We start from the raw sequence: 17,494 nt of genomic DNA on the forward strand, positions 1-17,494 counted from the left end.
AGCCGGGGTCGACGCTCTCAGAGGCGTCGCACCGACGGGACGACATACGTCCCGTCGAGTACGGTGCTCTTCGGGATGTAGAGCCGGAGCGTGAGCTGGAACGGCCCCTCGGGTGCCGGCAACCAGTTGGACGTCGATTCAGGCCGTTCGTGGGAGATCACGATCTCCAGCGACCCGTCGTCCCCGTACTCGACGCCGGGGGTACGGTCGCCGATGGCGAAGCGGTCGATGGAATTGGAGACGAGGAAGTCGTCCTCGTCGTACATCGTGAGTGACCAGAAGGCGTCGACCGGGGGAAGGCCGTCCGCCTCGAAACGGAGCACGTAGCTGTTGCCTCCGTCGAATCGCTCACCGTCAGCGTCGCAGCCGGCGTTGGCGTACGTCGCCTCTTCGGCCGTGAGCGCTCCGAGTGCATTCAGTCCCACGACGGATCTGAGCAGGTGATCGCCATCGTAGCGTCCGAGATTGAGTTCGTATGTCCAGTCTCCGCCACCGGAGGACAACCCGCGCTCACTGGCGGCGATGCAGGAATGCGCGGCAGCGACTGACGCGTCGAGCGCCGCACGGACCGCGGGATCGGTGATCTCCCGGCTCGGCGTCTTTCCGGTACCGATGCCTGCTTCCGCCATCCGTGAGAGCTGTTCATTGTCGGCTGACAGGACGTTGCCCTCCAGAGCTGCCCCGAGCTCATCGAAGAACTCGATGCCCGCGTCCTTGACTGTATGCGGTGAGGGCGCGGGTGACGGGCCGGAGACATCGACCGTCGGCCCTGTCAGACGGAAGGACTCACCGATGGCCCTGGCCGTGTCCAGGTCGTCAGGCCCTTGGACGACGATCCTTCCGAGGAGCCATACGGTGTTCGTGGGTGAGGACAGGAGGGTCGTCCCCTCAGGGACGTCACCGCTCCAGTCGGGTCCGGCGATCATGTACTCACCGGCCTCCGAACCCGTGGCGCGTGTTCCCACGTAGCCCCACGTGTCCGTGTAGGCATCGAGAAGCTGCAGCCCGTAGTAGCGGGATACCGCGGGAACGGACAGGGAGACGGGTCCGTCGCTGAGCTCGAGCCACCCGGTCACGTAAATGGTGTCGTTGTTGGGCTTCACCACGTCGCGGTCCCGGTCGGTGAGCAGGCGGGGGACCACCCGCAGGGTGTTGACGGTGCCGGGCCGTGTACGGCCCGGGTCAATGAGTGCATTTCGGGTGCGGTGCATCAGAACGAGCGGATAGCCCCACAGGTAGGTGTTGAACCCGAGTCGGAACGCCTCCGTGGCTGTTGCGGTCAGATGCGCTGCAGTCTCGGTCTGATGTGTCTGGCTGGTTGTCTCGTGAGACATGGTGTCGTCCTTTCGTAGAGTGGAATCCGATCCCTACGAGGGGGGACCGGAGGTGGTGTGGTGCACCGAGTTAGGTGGTGGTCCCGTACCGTTCAGCGATGATCTTTGCGTCGCGCTCGGGATGAGCGAAGAAGTACGCCGCGACTGCGCCGAGGATCATGATGATGCCGACCACGATGAAGCCGTAGCCGTAACCCTGGGCCTTGTCGCTGGCGCCCGACACCAGCCAGCCGATCAGCAACGGGGCGGCAGCACCGCCGATGCTGTAAATGGCGACCATGGTGCTCATGACGGACCCGCGTTGCTTGCTCGGCACGACGTCCGACAACACTGAGAACGCCAGGCCCCAGGCGGCGGTGTTCAGCGAGAATGCCAGCGTGATCAGGACCATCTGTACGACGCCGACCGGGAGAACGGTGAAGCCGATCATGCAGATTCCCGCTGCAGCGAGGAGTACCGCACACAGGACGACGCGTGCCTTTCGGGAGGACACGCCACGCATCATCATCCGTGACGATACGACTCCGGTGGCGAAGGTGAGGATCACCGCAGCGGCAAAAGGCAGTGTCACCAGGAAGCCGGTTTCGGAGGCACTGTACTCCAGCCCCTGCCGCAGGTAGACGGGTAACCAGCTGACCTTCAACGAGGTGGCCCAGTACGAGCAGAACGCGAAGAAAGCGATACCGAAGACGGTGGGACGTGCCCAGATCGCGCGGAGAGGCGCGGTCTCCGGAAGAGCAACCGCCTCCTTGTCCTTGTCAGTTACCGGTGTGGAGGCATTCGCGGCGGGACCCTCTTTGCCCACGATGAGCCACAGGACCAACCAGGCGATGCCGAGCACAATGAGGACATAGAACGTCATGTGCCAGCCGAAACGCTGCATGACCCACGTCAACAGGGGCGCTGCGATCAACGGCCCCAGGGATGCGCCCATAATCACGACTGACGAGGGGAGAGACCTTCTCCTGGGCACGAACCAGGTGTGGGCGATCTGCTGTGCGAGTGCAGCCGCCGGCCCTTCGGCGAAGCCGAGGAGCATGCGGGCGCCGAGAATCACCGCGAAGGTCACCGGAATGAGTCCGGTAAGAGGGATGAGGCTGAGTATCCACACTGCCGCCAATCCGCTCAACAACCACTTGGCACTGACCCGGCCACCGAGGGAGCCGAGGACGATGGCACCGACGGCGAACGGCCAGAAGAAGACGCTCTGCATGAGACCGAACTGGCCGGAGGAGATATCGAACTCGTGCTGGAGCTCGACGCCGACGATTCCCACCACCACCTTGTCCGCGAAGTTCACGAACATGAACAGCATCAGGGCGATTGTGACAAGCCAGCCCCTCCGGCGGATTTCGGACGTGTCAATTGAGTTCCCGACGGGCGTGAACCCGATGTCGGGACGTGTATGGATCATGACTGTTCTCCTTGGGGAGGTACTGAAGCTAGTTGAGTGAGAGGGAGCCGAGGATGCGGTCGGTGTCACTGCCGAGGGCAGGGACGGTGCCCCCGTTGTCACCCCGCGGGACGCTGGTGGCCTGGTACGGCAGTCCCGGAATGCTGTAGTGCTCGCCCTTGGAATCAACGGCATCGACGAAGACCCCGGATGCGACGACGTCGCCTGAATCCCGGGCCTGGTCGTAGGAGCGCACTGCACCTGCCACGATGCCGACGCCGGTGAGAAGCCTCAGTGCCTCATCCGACGTCAGCGCAGCGAAATGAGGGCGGAGGATCTCCAGGAGGGCTTCCCGGTTCCGTACCCGGGAGGGATTGTCCGTGAACCTGGGGTCCGTCGGCAGGTCAGGAACACCGGCGAGCTCACAGAGCGCGCTGAACTTACCGTCTGTGTACGCCGAGACCACGATCGAGCCGTCTGCCGTCGGGAAATGGTCGGCCGCCGGCGCCGCGAGTGCCTGGCCGTTTCCCTGGCGAACCGGTTTCGCCCCGTAACTGTAATCCGCCCAGTTCACGGCCTGGAGATCGAGCGCCACGTCTAACAGTGAGACTTCGATGTGGTCACCGGCGTCGGTACGTTCGCGGCGGAACAGTGAGGCCAGTATCGCCTGTGCCAGGACATAGGACGTGGCGTGGTCAATGATGGGTGCACCTACGCGCTGAGGTTCGCCGTCGCGTTCCCCGGTCACGTACATGAGACCGGATTCCGCCTGGGCGGCGATGTCCAGACCCGGCCGCTGCCGGGACGGGCCGGTCTTACCGAAGCCGGTGACCTCGGCGAAGATGACCCCCGGGTTCAGGGTACGGATTGTCTCTGAACTGAGACCGAGCCGGTCGGCGGCGCCCGGACGGAGATTGCTGACGACGACGTCGGCGTCACTGATCAATGCCTTGACCTGTTCGATTCCTCTCTCCGTCTTCAGGTCGATCACGACAGAACTCTTGCGGCGGTTGTAGGCACGCATGATGCTGTCCCCGAACGGGCCGATCGTCCTTGCCTGGTCGCCGCGGGGGCCTTCAACCTTGATCACGTCGGCCCCGAGGTCGGCGAGTGTCTGTGTAGCACCGGGCGTTGCGATGTACTGCCCGAGATCGATGACGGTGATGCCGTGAAGGGGAGGGTGCTGGGGCGTGATGTGAGACATGGTTTTCCTTGGTGTCCTGGAGCCTGCCGACCTGCGGCAGATGGTGCAAGACACAGCATGCTCCGTTTGTGAAGTGAACAACACCGGTTGGGTCACACGAATACCAGGTAGAATGTGTGACATGTCACAAAAAGAAAATGATGTGATGTCGCCTCCTGGTCGTGCCGTGGACATGTCGTCCGACATCAGCGTTCTGCGCCGACGGACGAATGCGTTGGCGCACACCACCATCGACCGTTATGTCGAGGCATCCGGCCTGTACACGCCGGAGACTGTTCCCGAGCACCTGTACCGGGACAGTCTCCACACCATCCGGCGATTCATGGACACTGCGCTTCTGGCGCTGGGTGATCCTGGACTCGACGTACCCGAGATCCTGCGCGACGAACTGGCCCGGGCGAATGACCGTGCTGCTGAGGGGGTACCGCTAAGGAACTTCCTGCATTGCTGGCAGATCGGAGCGGACACGTTGATCGAGGCGGTGGAGGAACAACTTGGAGAACCGTCCCGGTCCGCGCCGGTTGTCGTGCAGATCCGTGCCACCTACGATGCAGTTATCCGCGAGGCGATCAGCGCCTACGAACGGACGTCGCGCGATACGATTACCGCCCGCGCCGGGTGGAGCAGCCGGTGGATAGCACATTTCTTCGACGGGGCTGTCTCACCCCACGACGACTATCCCGGGGAAGTTCCAGAGGATCCTGTCGTTGTGTTGATTCACATCGGGGTCACGGTTGCAGAAACCACCGGTTCTGACCAGGTTCGAACCATTGCCGGAACACGAAAAGTGCGTCGTACCCGAGCCTTGTTGCAACGACACCTCGGAGAACGTCTGTGGCTGGCCGACGTCAGGGAGCAGAGTGCGCGGTTGATCACCAGTTCCGTGCCGTCCGAGTTGGCTACCGCCGTAGAGAAACTGCAGGAGTTGCATTCCGTCCCCGTAGCGGCAGCGGTGGCCCAGGCGGAACGACCAGAGGACCTCCGCCGGGCGGCGCAGGAGGCATCCGAAGTGCTGGAGGTTGCTGTGCAGATCAACCGCACCGGGTGCGTCACATCCCTGGCGGATGTCGCGCTCGAGCACCATCTCGCTCACCACAGCATGTCACTGGCCGTATTGCAGCGTCGGTGCGCACCGGTACGAGCCAACGAAGAACTCCTGGAGACCCTCAACGTCTATTTCAAGACCGACCTGGACCGTCGGCAAACCTCAGAAGCTCTGCACGTGCACCCGAACACCATCGACAACCGGTTGGCGAAGATCCGGCAACTGACGGGACTGGATTCCCGACACCTTCCTGACCTCATGATTCTCGCTGTGGGCGTGAAGTATGCGGTGCCCTGACGAGTCGGGACGGCGACAGCCGGACCTGCCGCGTGTTTAGAATGTTTCACTGTGAATGAAAATGCGGAAGAACCTTCGGGCCACGGCGATGATGGTCGCTCGACGCTGTCGAAGGCCCTGTTTCCCACCGGAACCGAACCGGACCCACGGTTTACATTGGCCAATGAGCGGACTTTTCTGGCGTGGATGCGCACCGCGCTGGCGTTCATCGCTGGCGGCGTGGCACTCGAGGCACTGCCGATCGACACCGTTCCGGAGAACCTCCGCAATACCGGTGCGCTGGTGGCGCTGTGCCTCGGCATAGTGCTGGCCGCCGGTGCGGCGTTCCGGTGGCTGCGGGTTGAACGTGCGATGCGCGAACAGCGGCCCCTTCCCGCGCCGGCGATCGTTCCGGCCCTGTCGGTCGGAGCCATCGTCGTCGCCGTCGTGCTCCTGCTCCTGGTTCTGCTGTGACTGAGCGTTCGACGTCGCGGTCGCCGTCACCGATCCCGGTGGCGGATCCTGGTCTGCAGCCCGAACGGACCAGTATGGCCTGGGGGCGCACATCGATGGCCTACCTGGTGGCCGCCGCGGTAACGCTGCGATGGGTCCCGCACTACGGAGCGACGGTCGTCATCGTTACGGGGGGACTGGTGCTTGTCGCTCTCGGTATCTATGCAGGTCAGCGACGTCGGTATCGGCGTGCTGCCCTCGGTGTCGTCAATGACAGACTGCACAACTCCGTGGGTGCGGTCATCACGTTGGCTTTCTGCACCGTGGCGTTGGGCCTGTTCAGTGTGTACTTTGTCGTCACGGAATCCTTGTAGAAGGGCAGGGGTGCGTGGCCAGGTGTGCGGGGATCCGTGACAATCCCGTGGTGCAGCGGGGGACGGTGGCGCTTGTCCAGGTGTTGTGCCTGGCCACGTGGTTCTCTGCATCGGCCGTGGTTCCGTCGCTGCAGGATGAGTGGGGTATCAGTCTCAGTGCCTCGGTGTGGTTGACGGCTTCGACACAGGTCGGTTTCGTGGTCGGGGCAGTCGTCTCCGCCCTGGCGAACCTTGCTGACCGGATACCTGCCCCACTGCAGTTGTCGGCGAGTGCGGTGGGGGCGGCGGCGACAACAATGGCCTTCACACTCATCGCTGACGGCCTCGCGGTCGCGGTGCCGTTGCGGTTGCTGACCGGGGTGTTCCTCGCCGGCGTCTACCCGGTGGGGATGAAGATCATGACCTCGTGGTCGCCCGGGGCACGTCGCGGGCGGTCGCTGGGGATTCTCATCGGTGCACTGACGCTCGGCTCCACCCTGCCTCACCTGATCGGCACCGTGGACGTGGACTGGCGTGTGCTCATGGCCGCCGCTGCCGGTGTGACCACGGCCGGAGCGGTCCTTGCGTTGCTGGTCCTGACCACCGGACCGTACCTGTCGTCCGGCACGACCGTCCCGGATCCGCACTACCTGACCACGTTGATCACCCGGCGGCGTCCCCGGCTGATCAACATCGGGTACCTCGGGCATATGTGGGAGCTCTACGCCCTGTGGACGTGGTTCCCGCTCTTCGCGGCTGCCGCCGTCGCTGCTCGCGGTGCCGCAGACCAGACCCTCAGCTTATGGACGTTCGTCGTCATCGGCGGGGCAGGTGTCATCGGTTGTCTCCTCGGTGGGTGGGCGGCCGACCGGTTCGGGCGAAGGGGCACCGCTGCCGTCGCACTCACAGTCAGTGGGCTGTGCTGTCTGTTGTCTCCGTTGATGTACACCGCCGGGCCGGTGTTGCTGACCGTGCTGGCGGCGGTGTGGGGAGCGTCGGTGATCGCTGATTCGGGGGTGTTCTCCACGATGCTCAGTGAGAATGTCGACGGAAACGTCGCCGGGACGGCGCTGACTGCACAGACGGCGGCGGGCTTCCTGGTGACTGTCGCCAGCATTCAACTGGTCGGGGTGCTGGTACCTGTGGTGACGTGGCAGTATGCCCTGGTTCCCCTGGTGGTGGGGCCCGTGGCGGGGGTTGTGGCGATGCTGCGTTTCCGGTCGGTGTGATGACCAGAAGACTGTGGGGATCATCATTGGACACGGTATGTTCCTTGAACGTAATACTGCGAAGTATGTATGGTAAGTGCGTTGCTGCACCTGGAACCCCTCTCGAGGAGAGAGCTGTGAATGCTCACCGACCTACTGTCCAGGCCCGACCTTCCGGGCTGACCCGCAGAGGGGATGCCGTGTCGGATGGCGCCGCGCCGTCCGCAGCGTCCCCGCAGTACGGTTGCGACCCTGATGCCGAAAGAACGGAGGGCACCATGACCGTCACCTTCGTACGGCACGGGCAGTCGACGGGTAATGCCTCCGGGCTCATCGTCGGTACAGAGCCCGGACCTCCCCTGACCGACCTCGGTCATGAGCAGGCGGACGCTGCGGCTGAGCGGCTCTCCGACGAGTCGTTCGACGGTGTCTACGCGTCATCGTTGTACCGGACCCAGCAGACGGCCGAGCCGACCGCGAAGGCCCGTGGCCTGACGGTTCAGATCCTTCCGGGTGTGGCGGAGATTCCCGCCGGTACGTGGAAGGGGACCCCGGAGAGCGATGCCTTCGAGACCTACCTTGTCGCTCCCCAACAGTGGATCGACGGAGACACCTCCGCCCGTATCCCGGGATCGATCAGCGGTGACGAGTTCAAGGCGCGGTTCGACGGTGCGTTGGAGTCCGTCGAGAGGAACGGGGACAGGAACCCGGTGATCTTCGCCCACGTTGCCTCGATCATGACCTGGGTCCTGATGAGTACCGACGGTGACAACAATCTGTTCCGTGATCAACCATTGCGCAACACGGGAACCGTCGTGGTGAAGGGTTCGCCGACAGACGGGTGGGAGTTGGTGAAGTGGGATGCGGCGCCTGCCGGCCTGCCGGCGGAAGAGCCCGCGACGTAGTCGGCACCAGCTCTTGAGCCCGAAAGTAACTTTGCAGCGCACCATGTAATCTGGAGAAATGGTAAAACGGCTCATCGCCAGTGCGTACTGGTTCGTCAGTAGATGGCACCTGGTCTCCGAGCCTGCGCCGCGACGCCCCACGATTCTTCTCGGTGCCCCGCACACGTCCAACTGGGACTTCATCCTCATGCTCGGCATCGCCTGGAAGCTGGGCATCAGGATCCGGTGGCTGGGCAAGGACAGTCTCTTCGACGGCTGGCGGGGTCCGGTGATGCGCGGTCTCGGGGGAATCGCTGTCGACCGGGAATCGCCGGAGGATGTGGTGGGCGACCTTGTGCACCACGTCAACGAGGACAGGGCTACCGCGATCGTCATCACGCCGGACGGGACCCGCGGCCCGCACACGCACTGGAAGTCCGGCTTCTACCGGCTCGCCGAGCAGACAGGGTTGCCGGTGACCCTCGGCTATGTCGACCGCCCGACGATGACGACCGGCCTCGGGCCGACCATCGACATCACCGGTGACGTCGCGGACGACATGGAACGCATCCGTGACTTCTACCGGGACAAGTCGGGCTTACGGCCGGACGCCCGTGTCGAGCCGCGCCTACGGAGTGAACCGGGCACTGACTGAGAGGACCCCATGCCGTCTGCACGTCGCACCGTCTTCTACCGCGGTCCCCGCCCCGTACTGCGGGGATACCTGCACCTGTTCGCGTTCTGGTTCTTCCTCGGTACAGGGACGAGCCTGACGGTCCTGGCGTTCTCCAACACCGGATTCTCCACGCTGGCGGTGTCGACGGCCGTCTACGCGCTGTGTCTGGCCGGGATGCTGGGGGTCTCGGCACTGTATCACCGGGTTCCCTGGAAAAGTGAGGGGTCCGTGCAGTGGTGGCGGAGGGCCGACCACGCCATGATCGCGATATTCATTGCCGGGACCTACGGGCCCGTCTTCATCGGTGCGGATGCGCCGGGAAACAGGACGCCGATCCTCGTCCTGTGTTGGGTCACCGCGCTTGCCGCGGTTGCGGTCAACATCCTGTGGATCAACCACCCGCGGTGGCTGTCCGTGTCGATCTACCTCTGCCTGGGATGGATCGCCCTGCTGGGCATGAAGATCCTGTGGGCCGGGCTGACAGTGCCGGAACTCGTCCTCATCATCACCGGCGGGGCGATCTACAGTCTCGGTGCGCTGGTGTACGCACTGAAGTGGCCGACAATCAGTGAACACTGGTTCGGCTTCCACGAGGTCTTCCATGCGGGGACCATCATCGCCGCGGGTCTGCACCACATCGCCATCTGGATGATCGTCCTGGGGGCGGGGTGACGGCAGAGGAAAACCCCGGCTCTGTCGTGTTCGACAGTGCCGGGGTCGGAGAAACCTCGTTTAGACGACGGTCACGCCGACCGCTGCCAGGCCCTTGCGGCCGTCCTCGGTCTCGAAGGTGACCTTCTGGTTCTCCTCCAGGCTGCGGAAACCGCCGCCCTGGATCTCGGAGTAGTGGACGAAGACGTCGGAGGAGCCGTCCTCGGGAGAAATGAAACCGAAACCCTTTTCGGCGTTGAACCATTTGACAGTGCCGTTGATCATGCGATCTTCCCTTCTTCAGTGTCAGTGTCCGGAGTCTTCCGTCCACTGGGTTGACCGAATGTTCCTTGAGGAATCAGTTCGCGTCCTAAAGACAACTTCCGTGAACTTGATTCCTCCCGGTACTCGGAAGGGAAAAACAACTCAGAAACTGTAACCAGCGCTCACATTACACACCGTCTGCGCCGTTTTCCAGCTCCAGCAACGTCGTCTTCGCTTCCAGCCCGCCGAGGTATCCACCGAGCCCGCCGTCGCTCCGCAGGACCCGGTGGCACGGGACCACGATAGGTAGCGGATTCGTCGCACAGGCTGTGCCGACGGCGCGTACTGCCTTCGGATTCCCGACGTTCTCGGCGACCTGTTTGTACGACTGCGTGTGCCCGTAACCGATGTGGGGAAGATAGCGCTGGACCGTGCGACGGAACCCGGCGGACATCGCGTAGTCCAGGTCGACATCGAAGGATCGCCGTCGACCGGCGAAGTACTCGTCCAGTTCCGAAGCCACCGTGTCGAGACGCCGTGGGAACTCCAGTACCCGCGGGCTGACCTTGTCAGCCAGCGATGACAGGACGCGGCCGAAATCCTCCACGTCGAACCCCACACGTACCAGGCCTTTCTGTGTCGCAGCCAGCAACAGAGGTCCGACCGGTGAATCGACGGTCCGGTACGCAACGTCGAGAAGGCCGTCGGTGTCCGAGTCTGCGCTGAGTCGGGCGCGGAGACGTGACAGGTCGTCCTCCCCGACGGGGAAGGAGGCGGGGGAGAAGCTGTCTGCGGTCATCGTGGTTCTCCTTCAGCGGGATCGGTGTGGCCGGTGAGGTAGATGCGGCGTAGTGTCCTGAGCCCGTCGGCGCAGGCACGGCGCACGGCGTCGGGGCTGCCGCCGATGAGGGCGGCGGTCTCCGCATGGGGGAGCCCGCCGAAATAGTGGTAGGCCACGGACAGACGTTGGCGTTCCGGGAGGCGGGCCACCGTGTCCCACAGTGCGTAGTCATCGGCGCCGGGCGTCCCGAGGCCGGAGGTCTGTTCAGGCAGCGCGTCGGTGGGGATGGCATGGCGCTGCCGTCGGCGGGTGACGTCGATGGCTTTGCGGTGGGCGACGCGAACCAACCACGCCTCCACGTTCGTGCCGTCCTCCAGTGAGGGCCAGGAGCGAAGCAATGCGAGGAACGCCTCTGACCAGGCGTCGTCGGCATCGGCTCCCGGACCGAGGACGGCACGGCAGACCCGCAGCACGGTGGCCCCGTGCTGTCTGACTGCCTGCTCGAACGGTGTTGTCATCGTCATCACACGGTAGTCGCACTGGGCGGGCCGAACGTGAGATCCGGACCGGGGAAAGTTACCGACGTCCGTCCCGCAACTGTTCCCAGCGCAGGATCCGGTCCCGGATCGTCTTCTCGTGCCCGTGTCCGGACGGTTCATACAGTGTCTGTCGGTCGACGCCATCCGGGAAGTAGTCCGCTCCGGAGAACCCGTCATTGGTGTCCGGGTCATACCGGTAGCCCTCGCCGTACCCGAGATCCTTCATCAGCCGGGTCGGCGCGTTGAGGATGTGTGCCGGTGGCATCAGTGAGCCGGTCTTCTCCGCCAGGCGGGTGGCGGCGGTGAATCCGCGGTAGACGGCGACTGATTTCGGTGCCGTCGCCAGGTACACCACCGCCTGGGCGATGGCGAGTTCACCTTCCGGCGAGCCGAGCCGTTCGTACACGTCCCAGGCCGCGAGTGACTGGTGGACGGCCTCCGGATCAGCGAGCGCGACGTCCTCGGTGGCGAACCTGACCAGACGCCGGGCGATGAACAACGGGTCCTCACCGCCGACGAGCATGCGTGCGAGCCAGTACAGCGCCGCGTCCGGGTCGGAACCGCGCATGGACTTGTGGAGGGCCGAGATGAGGTTGTAGTGGCCCTCCTGCGACTTGTCGTAGACCGGGGCACGCTGCTGCACCAGCTGCAGGAGCCCGTCCACGTCCAGCGGACCGGGCACGGCCTGCACCTGTTCGACGAGGTTGAGCAGGTAGCGCCCGTCGCCGTCGGCCAGGGCCAGCAGCGTCTGCCGGGCCTGGTCATCCAACGGAAGCGACCGTCCCGAGAGCTCCTCGGCTTTCGTGAGCAGTGACTCCAGGGCCGTGATGTCCAGGCGGTGGAGGACATACACCTGGCAGCGTGACAACAGTGCGGCGTTGAGTTCGAAGCTGGGATTCTCTGTCGTCGCGCCCACCAGCACGATGGTCCCGTCCTCGACGTAGGGGAGGAACGAATCCTGCTGGGCGCGGTTGAAGCGGTGGATCTCGTCGACGAACAACAGTGTGCCTTGGCCGACCTCCCGGCGCTTCTGCGCGGCCTGGAACACCTTGCGCAGTTCGGCGACACCGGAGAATGTCGCGGAGAGGGGAGCGAAGTGAAGGCCCGTCGCGTCGGCCAGCAGGCGGGCGATGGTCGTCTTGCCGCACCCCGGTGGACCCCAGAGCACCATCGAGGTCAGGTGATGCGCCGACACCATCCTCCCGATCGGCCCGTCGGGTCCCAGGAGGTGCTCCTGGCCGACGACGTCGGTGAGAACCCGGGGACGCAGACGGTCGGCGAGAGGACGTGAGACGTCGTCTGGCCCGGACGGTTCGAACAGGGACGGCGGCTCCTGCGCGGGGTCTTGTGTCACGGCACCAGGACGATGCGTCCGCTGACCTTGCCGTCCCGCAGGTCATCGAAGGCCTGTACCGCGTCGTCGAGGGAGTACTTCGTGGTCTCCACGTGGAGCTTCCCCTGCTGTACGAGGGCGACGGCCTCGCGCATGTCGGAACGGGTGCCGCCGTAGGAGCGTTCAATGTTCACGCCCCACGGGAGGGCGGAGTTGTTCGCGTCGTAGGTGAACTTCCCTCCACCGAGGCCGACGAACCGGATGGCGCCACCGACTCCGATCACGGACAGCGCCAGATCGACGGTCGGTTGCACACCGACGAAGTCGAGGACGACGTCTGCACCGCGACCACCGGTCTCCTCCATGATGCGGGAGGCGGCGTTGGCGTCACTGAGCAGTGCGACGTCCGCACCGTGGTCGGCGGCGTAGTCGACCTTGTTCTGGTCGGTGTCCAGGGCGATGATGCGCGCACCGGTGGTGGCGGACAGGATCTGCAGGCCGACGTGGCCGAGTCCGCCGATACCGATGGTCACCACGGTTGCGCCGCCGACCAGTCGGTCACGGACGCTGTTGACCGCGTGCATCGGCGTCAGCGCAGCATCCGCCAACGGTGCGGATGTGGCAGGGTCCAGCTCACCGAGAGGATCGAGGTGATGGGTCTTCACCGCCAGGTACTCAGCCATGCCACCGGGGGAACCGATACCGGGTGACAACGGTGCGAGGGAACCCCGCGGGCTGGCGACCTCACACTCATTGTCGCGACCGGCCAGACACTTGTCGCATTCGCCGCAGCTGAGGACGAGAGCCACCAAGGCGCTGTCACCGACATCCCAGCCGGTCACAGCATCGCCGGTCTTCTCGACGACACCGGCGACCTCGTGGCCCAACGTTTCGCCGATCAGTGGGTTGTCGTCGCCCCCGGCGATGATGTGCAGGTCAGAGTGGCACAGGCCGGCGCCGGACACCTTCAGCAGAACCTCATCGGCCTCAATCTCCGGAACGGGCTTCTCCTGCACCTCAACGGTGTTGTTCCGGACGTAGGACACTGCTCGCATGACTGCTCCTTCTTCGAGAACTGAGCGCGGGGTCATCACCCCGTTCATCTCTCTACGCTACGCCTTATTCACGGCCAGCTTCAGAACAGTCGCGACGAGGATATTTCCACAGGTTCCTCCAGTTCCAGCAGCCGGCGCTTCCGCGTCAGACCACCGGCGTACCCGGTGAGGGAACCGTCGGCGCCGACCACCCGGTGACACGGGATGATGATGCTGACCGGGTTGCGGCCGACCACCTGCCCGACGCGCTGGGCGAGCCTGGGGTTCCCGAGCTTCGTGGCGAGCGTCCCGTAGGTGGTGGTCTCTCCGTAGGGGATCTGTCTGAGCAGTGCCCACACCTTCTCCGAGAAGCCGTCCCCGTGGGTCGCGACGGTGACGTCGAAGGTCTGACGCTGTCCGGTGAGGTACTCCGACAGTTCGGTGGTGGCCTGGGCGAGGACGCCGTCGGACGCTACGTCCTGTCGCGCGACCCGGTCGCCGAAGGGAGTATCGTCGGGAAGGGGAGAGTGGTCGGGGAAGTACAGCCCGGTCACTGCGTCACCGTCGGCGACCAGGGTCAACGGCCCGACCGGTGTGTCAATCAGGGTGTGCCGGACAGCCATCATAGCCACCGCCTTTCCGTGCTTATCGTGTTGTCTCACCGGGTAGACGCGCCGGGTCAGCGGTCTGTGAGGTCGGTGGTCCGGAGGTAGAAACGTGCGGCGTTGTTCCAGAAGACGTCCTCGACGTGATCGGCACCGACGGTGTCGGTGACGATCTCGGTGATGAGGTCCAGGTCGGTGTCGGTGAACGGACGCGCCGCCCTGGTGGACGGGAGGTCGGTGCCGACCATCAGGGCCGACGGATCAATCTCCATGATCTGCCGGATCACGGTCGCGGGGTCAAGATCGACGCGTCCGAACCCGGTCGCCTTCACCTTGACCCCTTTCTCCACCAGCCGTAGCAGCCCCGGGACACCGTCGCGGTGCATGCCGAGGTGGTCGATACTCACCGCGGGCAGACCGGTCAGGACGTCCTCCAGCCCGTCGAGTTCGCGGGCGTCGACGTAGAGCTCGGTGTGCCAGCCGACGAGGTCGTGGACTCGTCGTGCGAGTGCGGCGAGGTCACCGGTCCCGGCGGAGCCGCCGCGTTTCAGGTTGAACCGTACTGCCCGGATGCCGGCCCGGTCGAGGTCCCGGATCGTCTCGTCGGTGGTGTCGGCGGGGATCTGGGTCACGCCGACGAAGCCGGGTCCCAGCACGCTCAACGCGTCGCGGAGGTACCCCTGGTCGAACGCCTGGAAGGACCCGGAGACGACGGCACCTCCGGCGACGTTCAGCTCAGCGACGCGCTGCAGGTAGTCCTGTGCGGTGAACGGGTCGGGCAGGTAGCCGTTGTTCTCCACGAGCGGGTGCGCGGGGTCGATGACGTGGAAGTGGGCGTCGAACAGGCGGGGGCGGGTCACTGCTGTGCTCCTGTGGCTGGTGGATGGGTCCGCCTGCAACGATATCCGCCCGGTGGGCAGTCTTGAATCCAGGTACTATAGCGGCCCCGCACACCCCTCGCGCTCCCCGTTCCCCATACCGAAAGCTCTCCACATGCCCCCACAGCATCCTGCCCTCGGCCCGTACTACGACCGCCGCGAGATGAATCTCGGCATCGTCCTCGCCGGACTCGCCGGGGCGATGGGAGCGGCCGCCTGGCTGCACACCTCCGGCTGGTACGTGACGTTCATGACCGGCAACACCGAACGGATGATCCTCGAGCACTTCAAGGGCAACCACGTTCTCGGACTCGGCGCCCTGGCCACTGTGCTCGCGTTCCTGGTGGGCGTGATGGTCGCCACCCTGGCCCGTATCCACTGGTGGAAGAAGTCCCGGCACGGTGCCACGCTGGTCACCATGGCCGCCGCCTACGTCGCCTGGCTGGTCGACGTGCTCACGAACGATTCCGACGCGCCTCTCGGCGTCGTCCCGATCCTGTCACTGGCCTTCGGCCTCGGGGCGTTGAACACCTCGATCAGCCGTCAGAACCAGGTCGCCATGCCGCTGTCGTATGTCACCGGCACCCTGGTGAAGATGGGGCAGGGGTTCGCCCTGCACCTGTCCGGTGTCCGCCGGTGGGTGTGGGTCGCCCAGGTCGTGACCTACGCCGGATTCCTCGCCGGGATCGTGCTCGGCGGCACGGTGTTCCACTCCATCGGGACACATAATTCGCTGGCGGCCCTGGCCCTGATGTCCACCGTGATCGCCGTGATCACCTGGAAGCTCGACCATCCGCGCTTCGCGGACAAGGACGCGGGTGAATAGACCCCTCCGCGGACGGCGGCTGTGTCATCGGTCACGAAGCGGTGTTCACCTGCTGCGCTGCGTGCTCCAGCGTGTTATCACAGAGCCCTGACGTTCCCCGTCCTTCCCATACTCCCCGCCCTTTCACGCTTCACCTCACCCCTGACCCTGGAAAGGACCCTTTGTCATGGAATACACCGAACTCTCGGCGTACCGGCTGCACCCCGGGCACGTCACCACCTGGACCCCCACCGCCGCCGATGCCTGGGCTGTTGATCCGCGCCCGCTGTCCAGCAACCACGAAGCACACGTCCGGGAGTCGCTCGCCTCCCCGTCGGCGGATACTCGGACGGACCCCCGGACGGACTCCCGGACCGAGCCGCGGGGCGACAACTGGATCGGCACGGCGTTCCGCATCCACCACCCGTTCGACGCCGAGGCGTTCAGCGCCACCCTGCGGCTGTGGATGGTGCGGCACGAGGCCTACCGCACGACCGCGGTCGCCGGGACGGTCGGCGACACGGGGGTAGAGGGCGACGCCCTGCACCGCGAGACCCTGCCGGCCGACGCCGTCGACGTCTCCTCCCACACCGTCGGCGACCTGCCGGACGCCGGAAGCGTCCATGCGTTCCTGGAACACCATTTCGCCACCGAGGTCTCCGCACTACGCTGGCCGCACCTCACCGTCGCCACCGTCGGGCCGGACGACGCGTCCGCCGGCGATCCCGCCGTCTCCCTCGGTAGCCAGGACGGCCCGTGGTTCACCGTGGTCTTCGCCGCCGACCATGCGGTGATGGACGCCTACACCCAGATCGTCTCCATCGCGGAGCTGCGGGAGATCTACGCCGCACAGCTGGCCGACCGCACCCCGGAACTTCCGTTGGCCGGGTCCCACGTGGACTACAGCCGGGTCGAGCGTGACCTCGCCGACAGCCTCACCGCGGACCATCCGGTGGTGCAGCGGTGGCGCACCTTCCTCACCGGTGCCGGCGTCACCGGCGGGGACGCCGGGACGTCCGCCACGCCGCGTCTTCCGCTGGCCGGTGCCCATGCCGACGAGGAGCGGGACGTCCAGCAGGTCAGCACGTCGATGTGGCTGCTCGGCGAGGTGGACGCCACCGTCTTCGGTCAGCTCAGCAAGCGCTACGGCGGCAGCCAGGTCACCGGACTGCTGGCGGCACTGAAGGTCGCCGCCGCGCGCGCCGACCGCGCCGGACTGTGCGGTGACACCTTCCGTTACGTCATGCCGATGCACACCCGCACCTCCCCGGAGTTCGCGTTGTCGGCCGGGTGGTTCGTCGGGCTGATGCCGGTGGAGGACCCCATGCCCCGCGGTGCAGCGTTCTCCGAGGCGGTGTCGGCGACGACGGCGGCGGTGAAGGAGAACCGCGACCTGGTGGCCTACCCGTACCCGAAGGTGGCCGAACTGCTCCAGGTCGCCGAGCCGCCGCGGTTCGTGGTGTCGTACGTGGACACCCGGTTCATCCCCGGTGCGGAGGACTGGACCCCCCACGACCGGACGCTGCGCGGTGTCGCCTACAGCTCCACCGACGTCTACATCTGGGTCGTCCGGACGAAGGGCGGGGTGAACATCTCGATGCGCTACCCCGACGCTCCCTGCACCCGCGATTCCGTGCGGGCGCTGGTCGCCGAGTACTTCGCCGTCCTGCACAGCGTGGTCGACACCGGGGACGCCGCCTCGTTGCCGTTCGGCGCGGCTGAGGCTGGCGAGACGGCTGGCACGACGGTCAGCGAACCGGTGTACGAGGGCTGAGTCG

The 17,494-nt window shown here is 65.4% G+C and carries 19 protein-coding genes; 9 read left to right on the plus strand and 10 right to left on the minus strand.

Annotated features, from left to right (window positions below; all coding sequences use genetic code 11):
• Positions 1-17: 17 nt before the first annotated feature.
• The 3 genes from BJF89_RS16835 to BJF89_RS16845 all read right to left on the minus strand — a co-directional run bounded on the left by BJF89_RS16835 (position 18) and on the right by BJF89_RS16845 (position 3,931).
• Positions 18-1,334, minus strand: a complete 1,317-nt coding sequence (locus BJF89_RS16835) for a DUF1254 domain-containing protein (RefSeq protein WP_083651013.1) — start codon at positions 1,332-1,334, stop codon at positions 18-20.
• Positions 1,335-1,404: 70 nt separating this feature from the next.
• Entirely contained in the window at positions 1,405-2,748 is a 1,344-nt protein-coding gene (locus BJF89_RS16840; RefSeq protein ID WP_083651016.1) for an MFS transporter, read from the minus strand.
• Positions 2,749-2,776: 28 nt separating this feature from the next.
• Positions 2,777-3,931: a CaiB/BaiF CoA-transferase family protein gene (locus BJF89_RS16845; RefSeq protein ID WP_075816219.1), complete on the minus strand. Its 1,155-nt coding sequence runs from the start codon at positions 3,929-3,931 to the stop codon at positions 2,777-2,779.
• Positions 3,932-4,052: 121 nt separating this feature from the next.
• Between BJF89_RS16845 and BJF89_RS16850 the strand changes: the two genes are divergently transcribed.
• The 7 genes from BJF89_RS16850 to BJF89_RS16880 all read left to right on the plus strand — a co-directional run bounded on the left by BJF89_RS16850 (position 4,053) and on the right by BJF89_RS16880 (position 9,498).
• On the plus strand, positions 4,053-5,273 hold the full coding sequence (locus tag BJF89_RS16850) for a CdaR family transcriptional regulator (protein ID WP_158026094.1): 1,221 nt from the start codon (positions 4,053-4,055) through the stop codon (positions 5,271-5,273).
• 51 nt (positions 5,274-5,324) lie between these two features.
• Positions 5,325-5,726 carry a YidH family protein gene (locus BJF89_RS16855; protein ID WP_075816221.1) on the plus strand — a complete coding sequence of 134 codons (402 nt, stop codon included), beginning with the start codon at positions 5,325-5,327 and terminating at the stop codon, positions 5,724-5,726.
• Positions 5,723-6,079, plus strand: coding sequence for a DUF202 domain-containing protein (locus tag BJF89_RS16860; protein ID WP_075816222.1), 357 nt, complete (start codon positions 5,723-5,725; stop codon positions 6,077-6,079). The genes BJF89_RS16855 and BJF89_RS16860 overlap by 4 nt, the downstream gene beginning before the upstream one ends.
• 14 nt (positions 6,080-6,093) lie before the next feature.
• Positions 6,094-7,287 carry an MFS transporter gene (locus tag BJF89_RS16865; RefSeq protein ID WP_255372716.1) on the plus strand — a complete coding sequence of 398 codons (1,194 nt, stop codon included), beginning with the start codon at positions 6,094-6,096 and terminating at the stop codon, positions 7,285-7,287.
• A 257-nt stretch (positions 7,288-7,544) separates the two neighbouring features.
• Positions 7,545-8,171 (plus strand): histidine phosphatase family protein, encoded by a 627-nt coding sequence (locus tag BJF89_RS16870; protein ID WP_139312142.1) that lies wholly within the window; start codon positions 7,545-7,547, stop codon positions 8,169-8,171.
• A 58-nt stretch (positions 8,172-8,229) separates the two neighbouring features.
• Positions 8,230-8,805, plus strand: a complete 576-nt coding sequence (locus BJF89_RS16875; protein ID WP_075816224.1) for a 1-acyl-sn-glycerol-3-phosphate acyltransferase — start codon at positions 8,230-8,232, stop codon at positions 8,803-8,805.
• A 9-nt stretch (positions 8,806-8,814) separates the two neighbouring features.
• The gene (locus BJF89_RS16880) at positions 8,815-9,498 is read left to right on the plus strand and encodes a hemolysin III family protein (RefSeq protein ID WP_255372717.1); all 684 of its coding nucleotides are present in this window, start codon (positions 8,815-8,817) and stop codon (positions 9,496-9,498) included.
• Positions 9,499-9,558: 60 nt separating this feature from the next.
• Here the strand turns inward: BJF89_RS16880 and BJF89_RS16885 are convergent, their stop codons facing one another.
• The 7 genes from BJF89_RS16885 to BJF89_RS16915 form a co-directional block, all read right to left on the minus strand.
• Positions 9,559-9,762, minus strand: coding sequence for a cold-shock protein (locus tag BJF89_RS16885; RefSeq protein WP_075816225.1), 204 nt, complete (start codon positions 9,760-9,762; stop codon positions 9,559-9,561).
• A gap of 166 nt (positions 9,763-9,928) precedes the next feature.
• Positions 9,929-10,540 carry a methylated-DNA--[protein]-cysteine S-methyltransferase gene (locus tag BJF89_RS16890; RefSeq protein ID WP_075816226.1) on the minus strand — a complete coding sequence of 204 codons (612 nt, stop codon included), beginning with the start codon at positions 10,538-10,540 and terminating at the stop codon, positions 9,929-9,931.
• Positions 10,537-11,040 carry an RNA polymerase sigma factor gene (locus BJF89_RS16895; protein WP_075816303.1) on the minus strand — a complete coding sequence of 168 codons (504 nt, stop codon included), beginning with the start codon at positions 11,038-11,040 and terminating at the stop codon, positions 10,537-10,539. The genes BJF89_RS16890 and BJF89_RS16895 overlap by 4 nt, the downstream gene beginning before the upstream one ends.
• A 58-nt stretch (positions 11,041-11,098) precedes the next feature.
• A complete protein-coding gene (locus tag BJF89_RS16900) occupies positions 11,099-12,415 on the minus strand; it encodes a replication-associated recombination protein A (protein ID WP_075816227.1) in 1,317 nt (438 codons plus the stop codon).
• A complete protein-coding gene (locus BJF89_RS16905; protein WP_075816228.1) occupies positions 12,412-13,449 on the minus strand; it encodes an alcohol dehydrogenase catalytic domain-containing protein in 1,038 nt (345 codons plus the stop codon). The genes BJF89_RS16900 and BJF89_RS16905 overlap by 4 nt, the downstream gene beginning before the upstream one ends.
• Before the next feature lie 80 nt (positions 13,450-13,529).
• A complete protein-coding gene (locus BJF89_RS16910; RefSeq protein WP_075816229.1) occupies positions 13,530-14,054 on the minus strand; it encodes a methylated-DNA--[protein]-cysteine S-methyltransferase in 525 nt (174 codons plus the stop codon).
• Positions 14,055-14,107: 53 nt separating this feature from the next.
• Positions 14,108-14,893: an amidohydrolase gene (locus tag BJF89_RS16915; protein ID WP_075816230.1), complete on the minus strand. Its 786-nt coding sequence runs from the start codon at positions 14,891-14,893 to the stop codon at positions 14,108-14,110.
• A gap of 133 nt (positions 14,894-15,026) precedes the next feature.
• Here BJF89_RS16915 and BJF89_RS16920 point away from each other — a divergent pair, with 133 nt between their 5' ends.
• Together BJF89_RS16920 and BJF89_RS16925 are read left to right on the plus strand one after the other, a co-directional pair.
• Complete coding sequence (locus BJF89_RS16920; RefSeq protein WP_083651027.1) at positions 15,027-15,737, plus strand: YoaK family protein; 711 nt, start codon at positions 15,027-15,029, stop codon at positions 15,735-15,737.
• A 166-nt stretch (positions 15,738-15,903) separates the two neighbouring features.
• The gene (locus BJF89_RS16925; RefSeq protein ID WP_075816231.1) at positions 15,904-17,490 is read left to right on the plus strand and encodes a hypothetical protein; all 1,587 of its coding nucleotides are present in this window, start codon (positions 15,904-15,906) and stop codon (positions 17,488-17,490) included.
• The last annotated feature ends 4 nt before the right edge of the window (positions 17,491-17,494 follow it).

This window comes from Corynebacterium sp. CNJ-954, from assembly GCF_001942345.1.
Taxonomy (GTDB): Bacteria; Actinomycetota; Actinomycetes; order Mycobacteriales; family Mycobacteriaceae; genus Corynebacterium.

Coding starts and splice junctions, on each gene's coding strand:
- BJF89_RS16835 (WP_083651013.1), bottom strand. CDS start 1,334: ATGTCTCACGAGACAACCAGCCAGACACATCAGACCGAGACTGCAGCG.
- BJF89_RS16840 (WP_083651016.1), bottom strand. CDS start 2,748: ATGATCCATACACGTCCCGACATCGGGTTCACGCCCGTCGGGAACTCA.
- BJF89_RS16845 (WP_075816219.1), bottom strand. CDS start 3,931: ATGTCTCACATCACGCCCCAGCACCCTCCCCTTCACGGCATCACCGTC.
- BJF89_RS16850 (WP_158026094.1), top strand. CDS start 4,053: ATGTCACAAAAAGAAAATGATGTGATGTCGCCTCCTGGTCGTGCCGTG.
- BJF89_RS16870 (WP_139312142.1), top strand. CDS start 7,545: ATGACCGTCACCTTCGTACGGCACGGGCAGTCGACGGGTAATGCCTCC.
- BJF89_RS16875 (WP_075816224.1), top strand. CDS start 8,230: ATGGTAAAACGGCTCATCGCCAGTGCGTACTGGTTCGTCAGTAGATGG.
- BJF89_RS16880 (WP_255372717.1), top strand. CDS start 8,815: ATGCCGTCTGCACGTCGCACCGTCTTCTACCGCGGTCCCCGCCCCGTA.
- BJF89_RS16885 (WP_075816225.1), bottom strand. CDS start 9,762: ATGATCAACGGCACTGTCAAATGGTTCAACGCCGAAAAGGGTTTCGGT.
- BJF89_RS16890 (WP_075816226.1), bottom strand. CDS start 10,540: ATGACCGCAGACAGCTTCTCCCCCGCCTCCTTCCCCGTCGGGGAGGAC.
- BJF89_RS16895 (WP_075816303.1), bottom strand. CDS start 11,040: ATGACAACACCGTTCGAGCAGGCAGTCAGACAGCACGGGGCCACCGTG.
- BJF89_RS16905 (WP_075816228.1), bottom strand. CDS start 13,449: ATGCGAGCAGTGTCCTACGTCCGGAACAACACCGTTGAGGTGCAGGAG.
- BJF89_RS16910 (WP_075816229.1), bottom strand. CDS start 14,054: ATGATGGCTGTCCGGCACACCCTGATTGACACACCGGTCGGGCCGTTG.
- BJF89_RS16920 (WP_083651027.1), top strand. CDS start 15,027: ATGCCCCCACAGCATCCTGCCCTCGGCCCGTACTACGACCGCCGCGAG.
- BJF89_RS16925 (WP_075816231.1), top strand. CDS start 15,904: ATGGAATACACCGAACTCTCGGCGTACCGGCTGCACCCCGGGCACGTC.